Annotated in this window: 14 protein-coding genes; 9 read left to right on the top strand and 5 right to left on the bottom strand. The window is 30.3% G+C overall.

Features of this window, described 5'->3' with window-relative positions:
* Positions 1–43 precede the first annotated feature (43 nt).
* Genes AAFN75_RS15395 through AAFN75_RS15380 form a run of 4 tightly spaced genes read right to left on the bottom strand, consistent with a single transcriptional unit; the run spans position 44 to position 6344 of the window.
* Positions 44–2425: a GumC family protein gene (locus AAFN75_RS15395; RefSeq protein WP_411807189.1), complete on the bottom strand. Its 2382-nt coding sequence runs from the start codon at positions 2423–2425 to the stop codon at positions 44–46.
* Positions 2426–2437: 12 nt separating this feature from the next.
* Positions 2438–3211: a polysaccharide biosynthesis/export family protein gene (locus AAFN75_RS15390; protein WP_411807188.1), complete on the bottom strand. Its 774-nt coding sequence runs from the start codon at positions 3209–3211 to the stop codon at positions 2438–2440.
* Between the two features lie 53 nt (positions 3212–3264).
* The gene (locus tag AAFN75_RS15385) at positions 3265–5217 is read right to left on the bottom strand and encodes a polysaccharide biosynthesis protein (RefSeq protein ID WP_411807187.1); all 1953 of its coding nucleotides are present in this window, start codon (positions 5215–5217) and stop codon (positions 3265–3267) included.
* The gene (locus AAFN75_RS15380; RefSeq protein ID WP_411807186.1) at positions 5214–6344 is read right to left on the bottom strand and encodes an aminotransferase class I/II-fold pyridoxal phosphate-dependent enzyme; all 1131 of its coding nucleotides are present in this window, start codon (positions 6342–6344) and stop codon (positions 5214–5216) included. The genes AAFN75_RS15385 and AAFN75_RS15380 overlap by 4 nt, the downstream gene beginning before the upstream one ends.
* Positions 6345–7243: 899 nt before the next feature.
* Between AAFN75_RS15380 and AAFN75_RS15375 the strand changes: the two genes are divergently transcribed.
* From AAFN75_RS15375 to AAFN75_RS15335, 9 genes are read left to right on the top strand one after another with little or no spacing between them, the layout of a single operon-like run.
* Positions 7244–8227, top strand: a complete 984-nt coding sequence (locus AAFN75_RS15375) for an SDR family oxidoreductase (protein ID WP_411807184.1) — start codon at positions 7244–7246, stop codon at positions 8225–8227.
* Positions 8228–8235: 8 nt separating this feature from the next.
* Positions 8236–9615, top strand: a complete 1380-nt coding sequence (locus AAFN75_RS15370; protein WP_411807182.1) for a nucleotide sugar dehydrogenase — start codon at positions 8236–8238, stop codon at positions 9613–9615.
* A gap of 6 nt (positions 9616–9621) precedes the next feature.
* The gene (locus tag AAFN75_RS15365) at positions 9622–10902 is read left to right on the top strand and encodes a nucleotide sugar dehydrogenase (RefSeq protein WP_411807181.1); all 1281 of its coding nucleotides are present in this window, start codon (positions 9622–9624) and stop codon (positions 10900–10902) included.
* A gap of 22 nt (positions 10903–10924) precedes the next feature.
* Positions 10925–12448: a lipopolysaccharide biosynthesis protein gene (locus tag AAFN75_RS15360; RefSeq protein ID WP_411807179.1), complete on the top strand. Its 1524-nt coding sequence runs from the start codon at positions 10925–10927 to the stop codon at positions 12446–12448.
* A gap of 4 nt (positions 12449–12452) precedes the next feature.
* Complete coding sequence (locus AAFN75_RS15355) at positions 12453–13724, top strand: hypothetical protein (protein ID WP_411807178.1); 1272 nt, start codon at positions 12453–12455, stop codon at positions 13722–13724.
* A gap of 9 nt (positions 13725–13733) precedes the next feature.
* Positions 13734–14705 (top strand): polysaccharide pyruvyl transferase family protein, encoded by a 972-nt coding sequence (locus AAFN75_RS15350; protein ID WP_411807177.1) that lies wholly within the window; start codon positions 13734–13736, stop codon positions 14703–14705.
* 16 nt (positions 14706–14721) lie between these two features.
* The gene (locus AAFN75_RS15345) at positions 14722–15819 is read left to right on the top strand and encodes a glycosyltransferase family 4 protein (RefSeq protein ID WP_411807176.1); all 1098 of its coding nucleotides are present in this window, start codon (positions 14722–14724) and stop codon (positions 15817–15819) included.
* 5 nt (positions 15820–15824) lie between these two features.
* A complete protein-coding gene (locus AAFN75_RS15340) occupies positions 15825–17039 on the top strand; it encodes a glycosyltransferase (RefSeq protein ID WP_411807175.1) in 1215 nt (404 codons plus the stop codon).
* 1 nt (position 17040) lies between these two features.
* On the top strand, positions 17041–17601 hold the full coding sequence (locus AAFN75_RS15335) for a hypothetical protein (RefSeq protein ID WP_411807174.1): 561 nt from the start codon (positions 17041–17043) through the stop codon (positions 17599–17601).
* Positions 17602–18537: 936 nt separating this feature from the next.
* On the opposite strand, the gene AAFN75_RS15330 is transcribed toward AAFN75_RS15335, so the two are convergent.
* On the bottom strand, positions 18538–19386 hold the full coding sequence (locus AAFN75_RS15330; RefSeq protein ID WP_411807172.1) for a hypothetical protein: 849 nt from the start codon (positions 19384–19386) through the stop codon (positions 18538–18540).
* Positions 19387–19454 lie beyond the last annotated feature (68 nt).

Raw genomic sequence — 19454 nt, 5'->3', positions numbered from 1 at the left:
CTATATAAATAGATGCTTTTTTTTGTACTTAATCTTAGTGATATTAAGATTTTTTAAATCTTCCAAAGAAGCCTTTTTTCTCAGGGGCTCCGTAGTAACCGTATTTTGCGCCATATCCAAAATTAGATTGTTTAACATCATTAACCACAAGCATCATATTGTTTAATTTATTTTCGGCATGTAATTCTTTTGCAAAGTTTAGTATTTTCTTTTCTGTATAATTTGCTCTAGTAACATAAGCCGTATGTCCAGCGTATTTACTAATTAGCAAGGTATCTGTAACTAACATTGCTGGGGCAGTATCTACAATAACATAATCGTAGTTCACAGAAACCTCTTCAAATAATTGTTTAAACCTATCACTCATCAATAATTCCGCAGGATTTGGCGGTACAACACCCGACAATAAAACATCAAGATTAATGTTATTAATATTCAAATGATTTATACTTTCCTCGATAGTTATGCTACTATCTCCTAAATACTCAGTTAACCCTCTATCTTTTAAATCTTTTGCATTCTTTTTAATTGCAGAAAATATTTGAGGATTTCTAATATCCGCACCAATTAATAAAACTTTTTGATTCGTATTAGCCATAGTAAGAGCTAAGTTTAAACTAAAAAATGATTTTCCTTCATTATTAATTGTAGAAGTAACAAAAATGACATTATTAAACTCCTTAACCTCTTTACTTCTCCTTACAAAATCTAGGTTAGTTCTAATAATTCTGAAAGATTCAGATAGAATAGATCTATCATTTTTCTCAACTATAAATTTATCACTACCATTCACTTTAGGAATTTCTCCTAAAACTGCAATATTTTTAATTTCCTTCTCTAAATCTTCTTTATTATGAATTTTAGTATCCATTAAACTTTTTAAGTAAATAATTCCAAAAGGAATAACTAAACCAAAAAACATGGCAGCAATATATGCTATCTTTTTATTCGGAGATACTGGACCTCCATTACTATTATAGGCTTCATCAATAATTTTTGCGCTTGGCGATGTGGCCGTTAATGATATAGCAGCCTCTTCCCTTTTTTGTAATAAGTATAAATATAATTGTTCTTTTGTACCCTGTTTTCTTTCAATAGATCGCAATTTACTTTCTTGACCTGGTACAGATAAAATTTTAGAATTAATTCTAGAAGATTGGTTTTGTAAATTATTAATTCTAATTTTTAATGAATTTGCGGAATTTTCAATGTTTTGAGCTAGATTTTGACGAATACCAGATAAGGTTTGATCCAATTCAACAACAATAGGATTTTGCTCACCAGCACTTTTCAATAACGTTTTTCTTCTTTGAAGTAATTCATTATATTTATTAGAAAGCCCTCCAATGGCAGCATCTCCTAGACCTAAATTTGAAGGTATAGGGTCATATTTTTCAGAGTCATCACCTAACACACCCTTCATAGAATTTAAAAGACTCAATTCTATCTTGGATTGATCCATTTCCTGCTGATTAACCGTACTAGATTGTATAAATGTTGAGGCCTCTGTACTAACATCAGTTAACTTGTTACCGGTTTTAAACCTAACAATGCTGTTATCAACACTTACTAAATCATCAGCAATGGCTTCAATACGTTCATCAATAAATTTTGCAGTGTTATTTGAAATTTCATTCTTTTTATCAATACTCGACCTATTATATTCTTTTATTAAAGTATTAATAATATCCTTTGCCTTTTCAATAACAGGATCTGTTAAACCTATACTTATAACTTTTGAAGATTTTGCAGAAGGCACTATATTAACTCTATTTTTTAATGATTCTGCAAGACTTTCTACGTTCGATATCTTAACCTTAATAGTATTACCCAGGTAATTATTTAAATTGCCATCTTTAGGCGTAATAATTATCCCACCAAAACTAGTTGGTATAGTTTCTCCAAATGTATATTTCTTAGAAATACCATCTTCAGTTATTTTATAATTAAATTCTGTACTTGAAATTATTTCCGTATAAAAACTAAAACTCACACTATTTATAATAGAGTCCGATTCTATAAAATTTAATGTTATTGGAGATTTTTTATATAATTCTAATTCCTGTAGCCTACCCTTAACAAAATAAGTAACATTCAAATTTAAGTCTTTTATAATATTTCTTAAAAAACTTCTCGATTTTATAACCTGTATTTCATCATCAACTTTAGCTTCTTCATTCTCTGAAAAAAGTGATAAATCCTTCAAAGCTCCCATTGATTGATCACTATCATCAATAAGCATAATTTTAGCGATTGCTGAATATTGAGGTGTTGTATATCGTAATTTAAAAAACGTTAGTGCCAGAAAAACCAAACAACTAAAAACAAACCATTTCCATTGTTTTAAATATGTAAATAGCATTTTCTTTAAATTAAAATCCTCAGAATTGCTATTAGATAAATTTTCATTTTCTATTAATGCCATGATGTGTAATGTCTAATTTCTAGTAATCAATAATAATGAGGTTGTAACAAGAAAAGATACTACAGAAATAATAGTGCCTATTCTAGTATCAGTAACAGATCCACTAATAGCAGATTTATTAGGTTCTACATATACGACATCATTCTGAGTAAGATAATATACAGGAGAATTGAATAATTCTTTACTTGTTAAGTCCAATCTTGAATATGTTTTAGTACCGTTAAAATCTCTAATAACCAAAACATTCTTTCTTTCTCCTTTAATATTTAAGTCTCCTGCCATAGCTATTGCTTCTAGTAAAGTTATACGTTCACCAGAAACTTCATATCTTCCAGGTGAATTAACCTGGCCTAGAACAGATATTCTAAAATTTAGTATTCTAATATTTACAATAGGATCCTTAAGGTAATCAGATAGTTTTTCTTTAAACAACGTTTTCGCCTCTTCAACTGTTAATCCTATTAATTTGATTTTCCCCAAAACAGGATAATCAATATTTCCATTTATATCTATGACATAATCCACTATTTCGGATTGACTTTCGCCTGTACTTTTATACATGTTAAAAGGCTTTACAGCCTCTAAATCGAATGTTGAAACAAAAACACTAACAATATCATTTACTTTAAATTTTGGTGTAAAGGTATCTGTGTCTACCAAAGTTTCAAAATCTTTCGCATTTTGAAAATAAACAACATCTTTTTTTGAACCACAGGAGGTAAATAAAAAAATGAAAATTAAAAAAGATAGTAGTGCTCTTTTAAAAGATAATAACAATTTGTTCATACTTATTTTAATCATTTAGGGCTTTAACCGAAATAAATATACGAGTTATTTATTTATATGGAATGTTTTTTCGATGAATTTGAATTATCTGATAGTCCTTTAGCTTTTTTATAAGTTTTAACTCGAGTATCAAATCGCTCGTACTCAGAGTTATTAGATTTATACTCAGGTATTAAACTCTTCATTTTCATTACAATATTATTGTTTTGAAAACGATTAGTAATACAAAGCTCTTCGATTTCCGACTTTACCTTGGAATAGTCTAACTCCCTAGTTTTACTTATCAATATTTTTTTATGGTATGTAGACAGCGTATTTTCACCATTTGCTAAAAGTTCTTCATATAACTTTTCACCTGGTCTTAGTCCAGTAATTTTAATATCAATATCTTCAGGGTATCTCAAACCTGAAAGTTTTATCATATTTTTTGCAAGGTCATAAATTTTAACAGATTCTCCCATATCGAAAATAAATATTTCTCCACCTTTCCCCATAGTTCCAGCTTCAAGCACTAATTGAGCTGCTTCAGGTATAGTCATGAAATAACGAGTGATATCTTTGTGCGTTAAAGTTAAAGCACTACCCGCTTCTATTTGTTTTTTAAACAAAGGAATAACAGAACCGTTAGATCCTAATACATTTCCAAAACGCGTGGTAATAAATTTAGTTTTACTTTCCTTTTGAAGACAGCTAATATACATCTCTGCCATTCTTTTGGTCGCTCCCATTACACTAGTTGGGTTAACTGCTTTATCTGTTGAAACAAAAACAAATTTCTTAACATTATATCGGGAAGCTGTATCTGCCAATAACTTAGTTCCGTTAACATTAATTTTTATAGCCTCATAAGGCGAATTCTCCATTAAAGGCACGTGTTTATAAGCTGCGGCATGAAAAACCATTGTTGGTTTATGCTGTTGGAATATTGAATCAATTCTTAAACCATCTCTAATATCTGCTACAATAGCTGTATAACTATATTTTCCTTCACGCTTTAAATCTTGTTGTACATCATAAAGTGCGGACTCTGCTTGATCTACTAAAATTAAATGCTTCACATTAAAATTAGACAATTGTTTTACTAACTCACTACCAATAGATCCAGCTGCTCCGGTAACCAAAACAGTTTCCCCATTAAATTCACTCAATAAATTAGGATTATCAATCTCAATTGGTGGACGCCCTAATAAATCATCTATTTGTACTTGTTTAATTTGTTTGGCACTTAACTCACCATTAATCCACTGTTCAATTGGTGGCACCTTAGTAACCTTCACACCAGAATCTGCTAAACTATCCATTAGCTGTATAAGCTTATTAGTTTCGGTGTTTTGAGGTGTTATAATAATTTCATCAATATCATTATCTAAAACATAATCTTCATTTAAAGCCTTATAGGTTAAAATAGGAATACCGTTTATAATTTTAGAATTCTTTTTAGGCTGATTATTAATAAATGCAACAACAGTAAAACTTACCGCGGCATTACCTAATAAGGCGTTATAGGTTGCAATAGCTGAATCCCCCGTACCATATATTAAAACGCGTCTTGTGGATAAAAATTTACATTTTAAATATTTGTAACCCATTTTAAAAGCCAACCTACTTGCACTTAGTATCACAAAGCTAAGTAAAGCATGTATAACTATAATTGAAAGAGGAATTGTAAATCCAGGAAGTATATCTACCGTTCTATTAGCAAGAACAAAACCTATACAAAATAGAGACATTAAGGCTACTGATTTAGACACGTTAACGACATCTGTAAATCCAGTATGTCTAATAACACTTTTAAAAGATCCTACTATTAAAAAACTAAGAGCAGAAACAACCATTAAAAATGGTATCTCCATTAAAAATTGATTCAAATCAAAATTTAAAGTAAAATTAAACCTTATTACATATGCTGCAAAAAACGCGACTAGTATTAATGCTAAATCAATAGCAAATACCAACCATCTTGATGCATATTTTTGAGAGAAATTAATAAAGTAACTATTTATCATAATTTGAGGGTTTTAGTAATATTAGTTAAGATTCTAAATAAATCATCTTGCGATAAATTAGAACCACTTGGCAAACAAAGTCCTCTTTCAAAAAGATCTTCGGATGTGCCATTAGTAAAATGCAAGCTATTTTTAAACAGAGGTTGCATATGCATGGGTTTCCATAGTGGTCTAGATTCTATATCGTCTTTTAAAAATTCTAATCTTATTTTTTCTCTTAATTCGTATGATGGTGTTTCTATACATGTAATCCATCTATTCGAATAGAAATTATCTGGTTCTTCTAAAAAAGTTATCTCTTCAAATTGAGATAAATGTTTTTTATAAAACTCAAAATTTTGTCTTCTTGCATGCACTCTATCATCAAGAACTTCCATCTGCCCTCTTCCAATACCTGCTAAGACATTGCTCATTCTATAATTAAATCCAATGGAAGAATGTTCGTAATGCGGTGCATTATCTCTCGCTTGAGTAGCATAAAACACAGCTTTTTGTTTCAACTCTTCCGTATTAACAACTAATGCGCCTCCGCCAGAAGTTGTGATAATTTTATTACCATTAAAAGATATAATACCTATATCAGAAAGTATGCCACACTTCTTATTAAAGTATGAACTTCCTAAAGCTTCTGCACTATCTTCAATTACAGGAATACCGTATTTTTTGGCTACAGCATTTATTTCATTAGCCTTATATGGCATGCCATATAAATGCACTGCAATTATAGCTTTGGGCTTTTTATATTTTTCAATTCTATCTTTAATAGCTATTTCCAACAAGTCTGGACACATATTCCATGTGTCTCTTTCACTATCAATAAACACAGGTGAAGCTCCTTGATATAAAATCGGATTTGCTGATGCAGAAAATGTGAAACTTTGACATAAAACTTCATCACCAGTAGTTACTCCTATTAGTTGCAACGCCAAGTGAATAGAAGCTGTCCCTGAACTTAACACGGCTACTTCTTTACTATTACCAAGATATTTTTTTATGTCACCTTCAAAACCATCAACATGTGGCCCTAATGGCGCTATCCAGTTTGTATTAAAAGCTTCCGAAACATACTTGCGTTCTGAAGTACCCATGTGAGGGGATGATAAGTAAATTTTTGTTTTGGTCAGCATAATCTATTTAATTCTATTACATGAAAAGTTTAAACTCGTAATTTTACAAGCCATAAAATCAATAACTAAATAACTGTGAATAAAAATCCCTCTTCTAAACATATAACAAAATTAATTTGATAAAATAGTTAAACATAGTATTAAACAACCACTAAATATTTCTAATTCATATGCTGATCACATATTTACATTGAGAGTTTAAAATATTTATGAGTTTTTAAGTACTTATTAAATACTTTTAATACAATTAAATTAATTCGCTATTAATCAATCTAATTTCATTTTGTTGGAACAAATTTAATAATTGTTTTAAATCTAATAGACATCAATCTACTTATTTCGCCAAAACAGTACTTAAAATCGGTTAAATACCTTTTATGATTTTTTCAAAGCAAAAGTTGGTACATTATCGATAATTACTTTCTAAAATTTGTAAGTAGTTATACTAATCTTTTAAAAATAAAAATTGTTCATTTACACTAAAAATGATATAATACAACAATAAATACACAACTTTGTAAAACCATAAATAATAAAGAGTTACAGTTTGCTTAAACGACTAAAACGCATCAGCATAAAGCTGTGCAACACCAACTTAAACATAATGACGCGCATAGCTTAAACCCTGCTAAGTTAACCGTAAAAGACTACAAAAACAAGAGTCTCACATGTATGTGTTAATTACATTTTTTTTTAATTTCAACTCTTATAAACAAAAGAATCCCTCTATAAAATAATGTCTATTTTAAAGTTATAAAGCACTTTTTTACCGATAAATTCCTATTAGTAATTCATTTTATGACTTTTGTCGTAAAAAACCTCTACTTAGTATAATAAAAGCGCTTGTTAATTTATTTTTTTACATATTTGTTGCGTAATATAAAATAAACCCAAATTGAATGTTTCAAAATTTAAAAAATAAAACAGTTTTAGTTACTGGAGGAGCAGGTTTTATTGGCTCGAATTTATGTGAAGTGCTGCTAGCCAATAACATTAAAACTGTATGCTTAGATAATTTCTCGACCGGGAAAAGAAAAAATATTGAGCCTTTTTTAAGCAATCCTAATTTTAAACTAATTGAAGGAGATATTAGGAACCTTGTAGATTGTAAAACAGCTTGCGAAAACGTTGACTATATTTTACATGAAGCAGCTTTAGGTTCTGTACCACGATCCATAAACGATCCTATTACTACTAATGATGTTAATGTCTCTGGTTTTCTAAACATGCTAGTTGCCGCGAAAGACGCTAAAGTGAAACGTTTTGTTTATGCTGCAAGCTCCTCAACTTATGGTGATCATGAAGCATTACCTAAGGTAGAAGATGTAATTGGAAAACCGCTATCTCCTTATGCTATTACTAAATACGTTAATGAATTATATGCAGATATATTTCAAAAATCATACGGTTTAGATACTATTGGTTTACGTTACTTTAATGTATTTGGTAAACGTCAAGATCCAGACGGTGCATACGCCGCAGTAATACCTTTATTTGTTAAACAATTTATCAATAAAGAATCTCCTATAATTAATGGGGACGGAAGTTATTCGAGAGATTTCACATATATTGATAATGTTGTACAAATGAATATCCTTGCATTAACTACAACCAATCAAGAAGCATTAAATACTGTTTATAATGTAGCTTATGGCGACAGAACAACACTATTACAGCTGGCTACAATATTAAAAAACAATCTTTCAGAGTACGATGCTTCTATCCAAGATATTGAAATTAAACATCGTGATAATCGTGTTGGAGATATTCCTCATTCTTTGGCCTCTATAGATAAAGCTAAGAAACTTTTAAATTATAATCCTAAATTTGATATTAATAACGGCATAAAAGAAGCTGTTAAATGGTATTGGAAAAACTTATAATTACACAAATGAAAGTTACAAAAATTTGTTGTATTGGTGCAGGATATGTTGGTGGGCCAACAATGGCCGTTATAGCTAAAAAAAATCCAAACCTAAGAGTTACTGTTGTTGATGTAAATCAAGACAGAATCGATGCATGGAATAATCCAGATGTCACTAACCTTCCAATTTACGAACCTGGTTTAGGAGATATTATAAAGGAAACTAGAGGGCGAAATTTGTTCTTTTCAACCGAGATTGATAAAACCATTGATGAATCAGAAATGATTTTTATTTCTGTAAACACACCTACCAAAACTTATGGAAAAGGAAAGGGTATGGCTGCAGATTTAAAATACGTTGAGCTATGTGCAAGAAATATTGCAAAAGTAGCCACTACAAATAAAATTGTAGTAGAAAAATCGACACTTCCGGTTAGAACAGCTCAAGCCATTAAAAGTATTTTAGATAATACAGGTAGTGCTGTTAAATTTAGTATTCTTTCAAATCCAGAATTTCTAGCTGAAGGTACTGCCATTCAAGATTTATTAAATCCAGATCGTGTATTAATAGGTGGAGAATCAGAAGAAGCTATAGAAGTTTTAGCTAATATTTATGCAAGCTGGGTACCACAAGATAAAATATTAAGAACCAATGTATGGTCTTCAGAACTATCAAAATTAACTGCTAATGCATTTTTAGCACAACGTATATCGTCTATTAACGCGATTTCAGAACTTTGCGAAAAAACAGAAGCCAATGTAAACGAAGTAGCAAAAGCTATAGGAATGGATTCTAGAATTGGCCCTAAGTTTTTACAGGCTTCGGTAGGTTTTGGCGGTTCTTGTTTTCAAAAAGACATCTTAAATTTAGTATATATAGCGCGTAGTTATAATCTTCATGCTGTAGCCGATTACTGGGAACAGGTTACTACATTTAACGACCATCAAAAAAGACGATTTGCAGACCATATAGTAAACACACTTTATAATACAGTTTCTGGAAAAAAAATAGGTTTTCTAGGTTGGGCATTTAAAAAGGATACTAATGATACTAGAGAGTCTGCAGCTATTTATGTGGCAGATTATTTACTAAACGAACAAGCAAACATATCGGTTTACGACCCCAAAGTACCAGCTAAAAAGATTCAATCGGATTTAAATTATCTAAATACGAGGTCTGTAAGTGAAAATGAGAAACAGATAACCACTTTTAACGAGCCTTATGCAGCTCTAAAAGACACTCATGCTATCGCTATTTTAACAGAATGGGATGAATTCAAATCGTATGATTGGAAAAAAATATATTTAAACATGAAAAAACCTGCTTTTATATTTGATGGAAGAAATCTTCTAGACAAAAATAAAATGATAAAAATAGGTTTCGAATATTCTTCAATTGGACAATAATAAATTATGAATAAAGAAAAAATCGCGATTATAGGACTTGGCTATGTTGGTTTACCATTAGCTAGATTATTTGCAACTAAATACGCTGTTGTTGGTTTTGATATAAACCAAAAGCGTGTTTCAGAGCTTACTAAGGGTAAGGATGTTACTTTAGAGGTTGAAGATGATGTTTTAAAGGCTGTTTTAAAAGACACTTCAGATGATACAATGGGACTTTTTTGTTCTTATGATATTAAGGATATTGAAGATTGTAATTACTATGTAGTTACTGTACCCACACCTATCGATAAAAACAACAGACCAGATTTAACGCCACTTTACAAATCTAGCGAGACGGTTGGTAAAGTATTAAAAAAGGGAGATATTGTAATTTACGAGTCTACCGTTTATCCTGGAGCTACGGAAGATGAATGTATTCCTGTTCTAGAAAAAGTAAGTGGTTTAAAATTTAATGTAGATTTCTTCGCTGGTTATTCACCAGAGCGTATTAATCCGGGCGATAAACTACATACCGTAGATAAAATTTTAAAAGTTACCGCTGGTTCAACACCAGAAATTGGTAAAAAAGTGGATGCCCTTTACTCAAGTATCATTACAGCAGGAACTCACCTTGCTCCTACTATTAAGGTAGCCGAAGCCGCAAAAGTTATAGAAAACTCGCAACGCGATATTAATATAGCCTTTGTAAACGAGTTAGCTAAAATATTTAATTTAATGGATATTGATACGCATGCTGTTTTAGAAGCTGCCGGTACAAAATGGAATTTCCTTCCGTTTAAACCAGGTCTAGTTGGGGGGCATTGTATTGGTGTCGATCCTTATTATTTGGCTCAAAAAGCACAAGAAGTTGGGTATCATCCAGAAATTATATTAGCGGGGCGTCGTGTTAATGATGGCATGGGGCAATATGTTGCTTCAGAAATCATTAAGCTCATGGTTAAAAATGATATAAAAATTAAAAATGCAAATATTTTAGTTTTAGGTATCACCTTTAAAGAAAACTGTCCGGATGTAAGAAATACAAAAGCAGTAGATGTTATTAGTCAACTTGCAAGCTATGGTACGGCTATTACAATTCATGATCCTTGGGCTAATCCAGAGGAAGTAAAACATGAATATAATTTAAAAACGACTAGAGATTTACCTCAAGAAAAATTTGATGCTATCGTGTTAACAGTGGCACATAAAGAGTTTTTAAACATTAATCTTAAAGCCCTATTAAACACAAATGGCGTGCTCTATGATGTAAAAGGTGTTTTAACAGAGGGTGTAACCGGTAGATTATAAATCTATTTTAAAAAAAAATATTTTGAGCCAATTAAAAAAAGGAGCCTTTTTAAACTATGCCACCATAGTTTTAACCAATGTAATTGGGTTACTAATGACGCCCTTTATATTAAACCATTTAGGTAAATCGGAGTATGGTATTTACTTAACCATTGGCGCATTAGTTGGTACCATTTCTTTATTAGATTTTGGGCTTAACAATACTATAGTTCGTTTTGTTGCCAAATATCGGGCCGAAAATGACAGTAAAGGACAAGAGAATTTTTTAGCAACAACTATGGTGTTGTATTTAATAATCTCAACGGTTATTGTAAGTATTGGTCTTATTTTCTATAATTACATCGATACGTATTTCACTAAAATGAATGCGGCCGAAATTGAAATAGCTAAAACCATTTATAAGATTTTCATTTTTAATCTAGCCATAGGTTTACCAGGAGCAGCTTTAACCGGTATTTGCTATGGTCATGAAGATTTTGTATTCCCAAAAACGCTAAACATTATTAGATACATTTTACGTTCTATTACTGTAGTGGCTGTATTGTTATTAGGTGGTAGAGCCATTTCATTGGTAATAATAGATTCTATATTTAATGTTTTAATTATTAGTATTACAAGCTACTACGTATTTAGAAAACTGAAGGTAAAAATAAAATTACACGAGTTTTCAATTAATTTTATAAAACACATATTTAGTTATTCTACTTGGATATTTGTTTTTGCGCTAGTGTCTTTATTTCAATGGAAAGCTGGTCATTGGGTATTAGGTCGTATTAGTCCACCAGAAGTGCTAACTATTTATGGAATAGGTATTGTTTTAGGAACTTACTACGGTGCCTTTTCAACAGCAATATCAAGTGTGTTTTTACCTCGAGCAACAAAAATGTCTGTAGATGATGCTTCAGGTGAAGAATTAACAGATATGATGATTAAAATTGGTAGATTATCATTTATTGTTCTTATGTTTATTCTTACCGCATTCGCGCTTTTTGGAAGGCAATTTGTGTTTCTTTGGGTAGGAGGAGAATTAGGAGAAGATGGCAGTTTCCAATCATGGATAATAGCTTTAATGATTATGGTTGCCTATACCCTGCCCTTAGTTCAAGGTTTTGGTAATTCTATTTTAGAAGCAAAAAGCAAATTAAGGTTTAAAGCCATATTATATTTATCCTTTATGTTAATAGGAACCGTATTAGGTGCTATTCTTGCTGAGAAGTATCAAGCCATTGGTATGATGGTGGGTACGGTAATAGCTTGGTTAATCGTTCAGAACGTTATGAATTTTTATTACCACAAAACCATTGGTTTAAATATCCCTAGGTTCTTTAAAAGCCTTTTAAACAAAACCTTTGTTGTCGTTATTATAGCTTCTGCAATTGGTTATGCTATTAATTTTATTCCGGGTATTGGTTGGTGGAATTTTATTATAAAAGCGACTTTATACGCTATGGTATTTTCACTACTCATGTACAACATGGGGTTAATAGCTTTCGAAAAACAACTTTTTAAATCAACATTGAGTCCCATATTTAAGTTCTTAAAATAATAACATGGTAAAACTTAATAACATACAATTAGCAGATAATAATCATAAAATAGTTTATGATTACGTCGCCCTTGCTGATTCTAAAAAATATTTTAATAAAAACGTAAGCTTTTATTCAAAATACAAACAAGATATATCAAGTGTCCCACAAAGTATTTTAGCCATTCCTTTTGTATCTAACCTCATTCCTATAGCGTGGTTTGCCGGTTTCGATATAGAAGTTCCAGAACTAGACGAAGACTTTTTTAACGCATTAAAACAGGTAAAAATTGAGTTTGAAAACCAATTTCCAGAATATGAACTTAAAGGCGATATTAAAGTATTAAAACTTGTAAAAAATACAATAAGCGCATCTAACTCCGCTATGTTATTTAGTGGAGGTGTTGATGCTTATGCAACCTATATTCGCACTTTCGCTGAAACACCAGATTTAGTGACCATTCTGGGTGCAGATATCGAAATTGAAGACCAATCGCAATGGTTAAGTTTCACTAATTTTATTGAAGAGGAACCTCTATTAAAAAGCAACGAGAAAAGATATATAGAAACCAATGTTCGCGCCTTTTATACATATCAGGTAGAGTTACTATTAAAAGATGTAGGTTGGTGGGGAAAAGTACAACACGGTTTGTCTTTAATTGGCTCCCTTGCTCCTATATCCTACTTAAACGGCTATAGTAAAATTTATATAGCATCCTCTTACACCGAGCAAATAGCTATCGCTTGGGGTTCAACACCACAAATCGACCAAAGTATTTCTTGGGCAGGTATAAAAGTTTTTCATGATGGTTACGAGCTACAACGTCAAGATAAAGTCGACTTAATAACTCAGTTTTCAGAAGAAAAAAACACCGATTTTAAATTACGTGTTTGTTATTCCGAGTTACGTAGCGCCTTTAATTGCAGCAAATGCGAAAAATGCTATCGTACTATATTAGGGCTTATTCTTAACGGAAAAAACCCCAATAATTACGGCTTTAATGTCGATGAGCAAGTTTATACAAAAATGTTTGCTAACCTAAATTATGGAAGTGCAAGTAAAGGCATGCAATATTTTTGGTGGGAACTCATGGAAAAAGCAAAAACCACCAATGCTATCTATACGTTTAAAGATGAAGCTATCGAAAAAATAGAATTAGATAGGATAAGAAATGGTGAAATACACAACATTTTAGAACAAAAAATAAACACCCCAAAAAGTAGAAAAAGTAAAATAAAATTTTTAATCAGAAATAAATTTTCTGGTTTGTACAAAATATATAAGAAATTAAGATAGATCAATATTATGAAATACGGATTATTAAAATACGAAGAAAACAATCGCTTTTTTAATGTTGGCGATAATATACAAAGCTTAGCTGCAAAGCAGTTTCTTCCTCAAGTTGATGATTATTTAAATAGAGAAAAATTAGGCGAATATCATGGAGGAAAAACTAAAGTGATTATGAATGGTTGGTTTACACACAACATTCATAATTGGGTTCCATCAGAGGATATTGACCCATTATTTGTGTCTTTTCATATGAACAATACCGCTGCCCCATTTATGCTTAGCGAAAAAGGTATTGCTTATTTAAAAAAGCACCAACCTATTGGCTGTAGAGATAAATTTACAGCACAAACGCTTAACGAAAAAGGTATTGATGCTTATTTTACAGGCTGTTTAACCCTTACTTTAGATTCTTATAAAGTAGATGATTCAGAACGTGGTGACGATATTTATATTGTAGACCCATTATATAGCTACCCAAGGCCAGAAAAAATATTTTATAATGCCAAAGCTACGGTACGTAACATATTAAATGGTACTGCTTTTCAATTATCTAAAAAAAATAAACACTTAAAAAACTTTATTAGTTCAGAATTATTAGAATCTGCTCATTTTGTTAATCAAGAGCCACCTTCAAACACTTATTCTACTGAAGAAAAATTTGAAATGGCAGAAGATTTATTAAAAAAATACGCCAAGGCAAAATTGGTAATTACCTCAAGAATTCACTGTGCACTACCCTGCTTAGCCATGGGAACACCTGTTATTTTTGTTAACGGTTTTAATAGTTTTGTAGATTCTTGTCGTTTTGATGGTATTTTAGAGCTGTTTAATAGAATTGATATCGATAGTAAAACAGGGAGTTTTACAAATAATTTTAATTTGGAAGGTAAAATTGATAAAAACACAAAAATAAAGAATCTTGAAAAGCATCATGACCTAGCAGAACCTTTAAAGAAAAAATGTAAAGAGTTTATTGACTCTTAAACCAAGCATTAATAATATGAAGTTAGTATACATAGTAAATAGAATAGATGGCCCTGGTGGTCTAGAAAGAGTGCTTTCAATTAAAGCCAGTATGCTAGCGGATGACTATAATTATGATGTTCACATTATAACGCTAAATCAGGAAACTACTGATTTATTTTATGAATTTAGTAATGAAATTAATTATTATAACATATCGGCGACGGGTAATCCGATATCCAAAATATACAAATACATTACTGAACTACGAAAAGCAATAAAAACTTTGAAGCCAGACGTTATTGCGGTTTGTGATGACGGATTAAAGGGACTTTTACTTCCTCTGCTTTTAAGTAAACCTGTTCCCATGGTCTATGAGAGGCATGTGTCCCGACAGGTTGAAAACCAAAATGATACAAAATCATTTTCTTCAAAATTAAAAGCTTCTATGACCTTTAAGTTAATGAACTTTGGAGCTAAGTATTATAATAAATTTGTAGTTTTAACTAATGGGAATTTAAATGAGTGGAATTTAAAAAACATAATGGTTATACCTAACCCGCTTTCTTTCTATCCAACTGAAAGTAGTACTTTAAATAATAAAACGGTATTGGCGGTTGGTAAACAATGTTATCAAAAAGGATATGATAGACTTTTAAAAAGCTGGCAGATCATAAATGAAAAATTTCCTGACTGGACCCTCAAAATTTATGGTACTATAAGTGAAAAGGAAAACCTCGATACATTAGCCAGAACACTTAATATACAAAATAACGTAAATTTTTATGCACCTGTTAAAAACATAAAGGATAAATATAAAGAGTCCTCAATTTACGTGCTTTCTTCACGCTATGAAGGTTTTGGTATGGTATTAACAGAAGCTATGGCGTATGGTGTACCATGTGTGTCATTTAACTGCCCTTATGGCCCATCAGATATCATAACAGATAAAAAAAATGGTATTATGGTTAACAATGGTGATATTGAAGGTTTAGCTCAAGGGGTTATCAACCTCATAAGTAATGAGGACCTTAGAAAAAGTATGGGCGAAAAGGCTAAAATAGATGTAAAACGTTATTTTCCTGAAAAGATCGTAGCACAATGGAACGACTTATTTCTTAGTTTAATTAAATAACAAATATGAAACGTATTTTATTAATTTTACCTTATGGAGGTGTTGGAGGCATGGAAAGGTTAGCTTACTCCTTCTATAATTTCTATAAAGAAAAAGGGTACTATATAAAAGCTGTAAAGTTTATTAAATTAGAATCGGATATTATAAATTTTGATGAAGACGAATTGTTTTTATCTCATTTAGATTATCAAGACATGTCTAAATCTAATAGACTATTATTTAATTTAAAAGCACCATTAAAGATAAGAGCACTAATAAAAAAGCATAAAATAACACACTCTATTGCTTTTGGAGATCCACCAAATTTATATAGCTCACTTACATTTACAAATGAATATAAAATAGGAAGTATCCATGCTTTAAAAAGCGTAGAGCTAAGTAACAATTCTAAACTAAGTAAATTAACTAGGTTTGGATTTAAACATACCTATAAAAAGCTGGATAAGTTAGTATGTATAAGTAAAGCTATAAAAGAAGATTTAGTTAAAAAATGTGATTATAAATTTGAAGATAATTTAAAAGTCATTTACAACCCTCATGATCTGGTTGAAATTAATAAACGAGCTTTAGAGCCTTTGGATGCGAAAGAATCAACTGAATTATTTAAAACAAAAACATTATTGTTTTTAGGTCGATTATCCACCCAAAAATCACCATGGCATTTAATTAAATCTTTTTCGTTATTACTTAAAAAAAGTCCGGACACCCAATTACTTATTATAGGAGATGGAGATAAAACTGTTACCGATCATATTATGACTTTAATTTCAAAATTTGAAATTGAAAAAAATGTAATTTTCTTAGGCCGAAAATCTAATCCATATAAATATTTAGTAAAAGCCGATGCCTTAGTACTATCTTCTCATTACGAAGGTACACCAAATGTTATTGTTGAAGCTATTTGTTTAGGAACTCCAATTGTTACCTCAAACTGTACCGAAGGTATTTTAGAGCTTATGAGTTTAAAAGTTCATCCAGAAACAAATAAAAACTTAGTGGTAGAGAGCGGTATTATAACTCCAAACCTATTTAAAGGACGTTTAGGTATACCAACAGATAACAGCTTTATAGATGAGGAAAGCTTATTTGCAAATGCCTTATTTGATGTTTTGAATTCTAACCAATATTTCAATACATTAAAGAAACATAAAAGCGATTTATTGGATAAATTTAATTTAGAACGTGTAGCGCATGAATATTTAAACCAAAAAACAAATTAATATGAGCTTTATACATCGTTTTATTTATAGTTTACTATTAATTCCGCACCTTATAGTTTATAAATTTAGCCCAGTAAAAAGGACTATAAATATGGATCTTAAAAGGTGGGCTATAGAAAAAAACATTTCGGGTAGTAATATTAAATTACTCATTAGATTTTTATCGCTATCACCAGATTTTAGAACTATTTTTTACTTTAGAAACCGAGGTATGATTACTAGTCTTTTAAACATCTATTGTCCTAAAGAAAAATACTTTAGAATTGATATGTCTACTAAACTAGGCGCAGGCATTTTAACAGGCCATCCTTATAGTACCATTTTAAATGCAGAATCTATTGGCGAAAATCTATATGTTAACCATTTAGTAACTGTTGGCGAAGTTAATGGTAAACGCCCCATAATAGGCAATAATGTATCTATTTATACAGGGGCTATAATAATTGGAGGGATTACCATAGGCGATAATGTTAAAATTGGTGCAGGTAGTGTGGTAACAAAAAATATACCAGCTAATAGTACCGTAGTTGGTAATCCTGCAAGGATTATAAAACAAGAATAATAGAAAGCTATAACAATTAAATATTTCAATTTTTAGCTTGTCGTTTTAGATAATAAATTTTATACCGAAAATATTGTTAATTCACAGATTATAAATTGAAAAAAATCATAAATAGTGCATATCTATTGCATAATTATTTCATACCCTGCGGAATAAATTGAAATAGCAACTTTTTCTAGTTTTAATCCTATGTTATACTAAACATAATGGAAATAAAATAATAAGAAAAGGAGCCTACTAACTAACCTACAAATTTCAATTCAAGATAATTTTGATAATAATGCTTCTACATTAAAAATCATTTTTTAACCTATAAAGAACTAGCTAGAATTATATCTAGCATTAAAAATGTTATCCTAACTTCTATAAAGAAAACAGAGTTAAATATTGGGTTAATTACTAATGATGATATTTATACATATGCTTCAATAATTGCTTTATAGTAAGAAAGGAAAGCTTATGTACCAATAAATACTTCAACCCCTTTGGAAAGAAATAAATTCATTCTTCAAGCTACATATAGTAAAACAATTTTGGCCTCAGAAATACCTACGAGGTTCAATTTTTCATTTAATGTATTAAAGAATAAAAGCTAATCAACTACAAATATTAATTTTAAGCCATTTTATTTTTCAGAAAAAAAATTGGCTTACATTTTGTTTACGTCTTGGTTCACTGCTTTACCTAAAAAGGGTGCCAATATCTTTTAAATATCTCAGCGCTCTTATATCAGCAATTAATTCAAATAAGCAGCCATTTATGCGACTTGATTGTTAGAAGAAAATAAAAGGATAAATTAGTTAAACGACAATTGCTATAGTAGTAAAAAATAATTGGACACACATTGGTGCGAAATTGGTCCTAAAAGAGATCTACAGACTAATATTAAATTGAAATTATAAAATAAATAGCACTTTCAACTAATTAAATCATCGTTTATTGCATGTTGTACGTTCGTTCTTTAATGTTTTTCATCAAGATAGAAATAATTATATTCGTTTTAATTTCAATTCCTTCGTATAACAGATGGTAGGGGGAATCGTAAAAATATTTGGAATCCAAAATCATTTTATCGGTTGGGTACGCATAATTTAGGCCTGCTTTTTTATAATATTCCACATTTGCTTCAATTAAATTTTTACTTAATTTAAAGCTATTTTTTTCATACATAGGAGGGATTAATAAAATACGATTTCCTCTTTTAGTGAAATTGTCAGTAAAACTTTTAAGATAGTTTGTGGATACAACCTCAATTTTATCCGGATCGATATAGTCCTGATGTTTTTTATGATTCCAATACCAATGAGCATTACAATCTCCAAATTCATTAAATGCACTTTCTCTATTGTGACTGTTTTTATTTGGGAAAGTACCTTCTCTTAATTTAATTAAGAATCTAAACCTTTCATTAGCATAAGAAAGAAAATCTCTGGGAGATATATCAATTTTAAAATCCGAGTAATTTAAGTTTTCTATACGTAATTTTGCCAATGCTTGATTTCCAAAGTAATCATCTAAAATTAATTGGTATTCGGGGACAATAACTATAATATCATTTTTATTTAAATAATTTTTAATTTCACTTATATAGAAGTCTAATCCATAATGAAATCGATGGCCATAATTAATTATTTGATAGTCTGGAAATGAAGATTGAATCTTATTGGAATTAAGACCTAATGCTAGATTACTTCCACCAATAAATATTATTTTTTTAGTATCCTTATTTTTTTTTAATAATTGATGTTTTAGTTTTAATCCTCCATCAAAGTCATAGTCAGACATCAATGGGGATTTTAAATGCAGACAAAATAATATTAACAATATTAATATCGGAAAAGCTGTAAAATAAC

The sequence above is a fragment of the Algibacter sp. AS12 genome (genome assembly GCF_046736315.1).
Taxonomy (GTDB): domain Bacteria; phylum Bacteroidota; class Bacteroidia; order Flavobacteriales; family Flavobacteriaceae; genus Algibacter_B; species Algibacter_B amylolyticus.
This window is presented reverse-complemented; position numbering and strand designations above follow the sequence as displayed.